This window comes from Chromohalobacter sp. 48-RD10 (assembly GCF_029889785.1).
Classification (GTDB): Bacteria; Pseudomonadota; Gammaproteobacteria; order Pseudomonadales; family Halomonadaceae; genus Chromohalobacter.
The window spans coordinates 1-2374 of record NZ_JARANX010000088.1; the positions used below are offsets into that span (position 1 = coordinate 1).

General features: G+C 57.8%; 4 protein-coding genes. 2 read left to right on the forward strand and 2 right to left on the reverse strand.

The window, feature by feature from the left end; genetic code table 11:
* Positions 1–252: exopolysaccharide biosynthesis protein (locus OP496_RS17190; protein WP_280565057.1), on the reverse strand; the 252-nt coding region annotated here is incomplete at its 3' end.
* Between the two features lie 206 nt (positions 253–458).
* Between OP496_RS17190 and OP496_RS17195 the strand changes: the two genes are divergently transcribed.
* Both OP496_RS17195 and OP496_RS17200 read left to right on the forward strand, forming a co-directional pair.
* Entirely contained in the window at positions 459–1289 is an 831-nt protein-coding gene (locus OP496_RS17195) for an AraC family transcriptional regulator (protein ID WP_280565059.1), read from the forward strand.
* Between the two features lie 17 nt (positions 1290–1306).
* Entirely contained in the window at positions 1307–1915 is a 609-nt protein-coding gene (locus tag OP496_RS17200; RefSeq protein WP_280565060.1) for a LysE family transporter, read from the forward strand.
* 62 nt (positions 1916–1977) lie between these two features.
* Here the strand turns inward: OP496_RS17200 and OP496_RS17205 are convergent.
* Positions 1978–2374: alkaline phosphatase D family protein (locus tag OP496_RS17205; RefSeq protein WP_280565061.1), on the reverse strand; the 397-nt coding region annotated here is incomplete at its 5' end.

Sequence of the window (2374 nt, forward strand, 5' to 3'; positions counted from 1 at the left end):
GCGCCCTACCAGCAACTGCCCCGCCACCAGCAGGACCAATATCGCCATCAACGTGGGAACGCCGGGGATATCTCCCACCAACGGCAGCAGCGTGATCACCCCCGGCACCAGAAGCAAAGAGCCAAACGACCCCTGCCCTACCGCCGTCAGCATATCGCCAAGCTGGACACGTTCATCGTCGCGACGGGACGCCTGCCCGATCCGTTCGAGCAAATGATCCAACCCCGCGAGCTCCTGCTGCCTTTCCGCCATGCGTGCTCTCTCCTCCATGAGCCAAGCTTGCAGCGTAGCAAGACGCGTTCGTCATGCCGAGGTGCAGTAGACGGGCCCGCCATGGTCGTGGGTGCGCGCATCCGGCACGCCGAAAGCACAAAGTGCGCAATATCGTTCAAGCCCGCTCCTTCGTGACGCGCTAAAGTGGCATTGTCATGGCACGACCAGGACGTAAGGAGGACATCATGCAATCCACGAGTCGTTTCCGGTTCATGAAAAGCCGGCATGTGGCACGCATGACGGCATTGCATGCCACGATGAACGACTTCCAGTACGACCGGCATGCGCATGAAGAATATGCACTGGGTGTCACACTGGCAGGACGTCAGGATTTCTTCAGCAACGGTGAATTTCACCGCAGCCCACCAGGTAGCGTGATCACTTTGCATCCCGATGAGGTGCATGACGGCCACGCCGGGGGCGGCGACGCCCTCGATTATGTCATGCTCTATATTCATCCCGACGAGCTCGACCCGCTCATTGCCAATGCCATGGGCGTGCAAGGCCTGCAGGCCACTCGCCTAGTCCCCACCCTCATGACAGATGTCCGCTTGCGCGACGAGATCATCGCCCTGTCACGCATGATCGAGGAACAGGAGACGAGTCAGATCGAGCAAGAATATGCTCTGTATCGCATTGCGGCTCGCCTGGCCGAGCGCGCCGGAAATTTTGCCCCAAACGAGCGGGCCAGGCGGCCGGACTCGCTGCTCGAAAGGGCTAAGGACTTCATCCATGAAAATGCCAGATACGATATCAGCCTGGATGACATCAGCCATTCCGCCAACATTTCCAAGTATCACTTCCTGAGAACGTTCAGGACACAGTACGGAATTACGCCGCACCAATACGTATTGAACTGCAGGGTCAATGCCGCGCGGCGTCACCTCGAAAACGGCGAGAGTGTCATGGAGGCTGCCTTATGCTGCGGCTTTTCTGACCTCAGTCATTTCAACCGTCGTTTCAAGCGGATTTACGGCATGACACCACGACAATACCAAACCCATATTTTCACTTAGCAAGATAGGAAACCCTCATGCTCGCGATGCTCGCCTATGCCATAAGCGTGATGTACACGCCCGGGCCGGTGAACCTGCTTGGCCTGAATGCCGGAATCAACGGGCAAACCAAGCAATCGACAGGATTTTTCATCGGAGTCGGCACAGCGATGTGGCTGATGCTTCTACTGTTTGGCTGGCTGGGAAGCATGTTCATACAGGGAAAGACACTCCTGATCATCAGTGCGCTCGGCACGTTTTACATTCTTTACCTGTCGATCAAGATAGCCAGATCCACTCCTCACAGGAACGATGTGGATGCAGTACCGCGTCCCTTGCGCTTCAAGGAAGGGTTGTTGATGCAATTACTCAACCCCAAAGGCATCGTCGCCACACTACCTATCGCGACCATCCAGCTACCCGCAATGCATATAGAAGGGCCAGACCTCATCATGGTGGCGCTGCTCATTGGCGTACTGGCGACCGGCGCGCCAGGAAGCTACGCATTACTGGGTAGCGCGATGGGAAAAGCCATTCATGATCACGCCCTGCTGCGACGCATCAATCGTATCCTGGCGCTTCTTTTGGCTCTTACAGGCCTGATCATCGGGTATGAATACGTCGTCTTACCGCTTATCGATTCGTAGCATTGCCCTGCCGTTCTCAAACCTCAATGTCGGAACGCGGCGATGCAGGCCGGAGGCTCGTATTACGCCGTCTCCGGCGTCAGCTGCTGGCGATGCAGCGTATTGCCGGCGGCATCCATCAGACTCACGGTCAACGCTTCGCTCTCGCCGTCGAGATCGACCTGGCCGAAGAATTGATAGCCCCACGACGGCGGCAGGTTCGACTCGCCTTCCGGCGGGGCTTTTTGAAAGACCACCTCGGGGCCGAAGGTCGTGTCCAGCTCGCCGGGCCCGAAGGTGCCGGCATGCAACGGGCCGCTGACGAATTCCCAGAAGGGCGTGAATTCCTGGAAGCTGGCCCGTTCGGGTGAATAGTGATGCGCCGCCGTGTAGTGGACGTCCGCGGTCAGCCATACCACGTTTTTGATCTTGTCATCGCGGATCGCCCGCAAGAGCCTGGCAATTTCGAGTTCGCGTCCC

Excerpts from the sequence above, each read along its gene's own strand:
- OP496_RS17195 (WP_280565059.1), top strand. The coding sequence starts at position 459 with ATGCAATCCACGAGTCGTTTCCGGTTCATGAAAAGCCGGCATGTGGCA.
- OP496_RS17200 (WP_280565060.1), top strand. The coding sequence starts at position 1,307 with ATGCTCGCGATGCTCGCCTATGCCATAAGCGTGATGTACACGCCCGGG.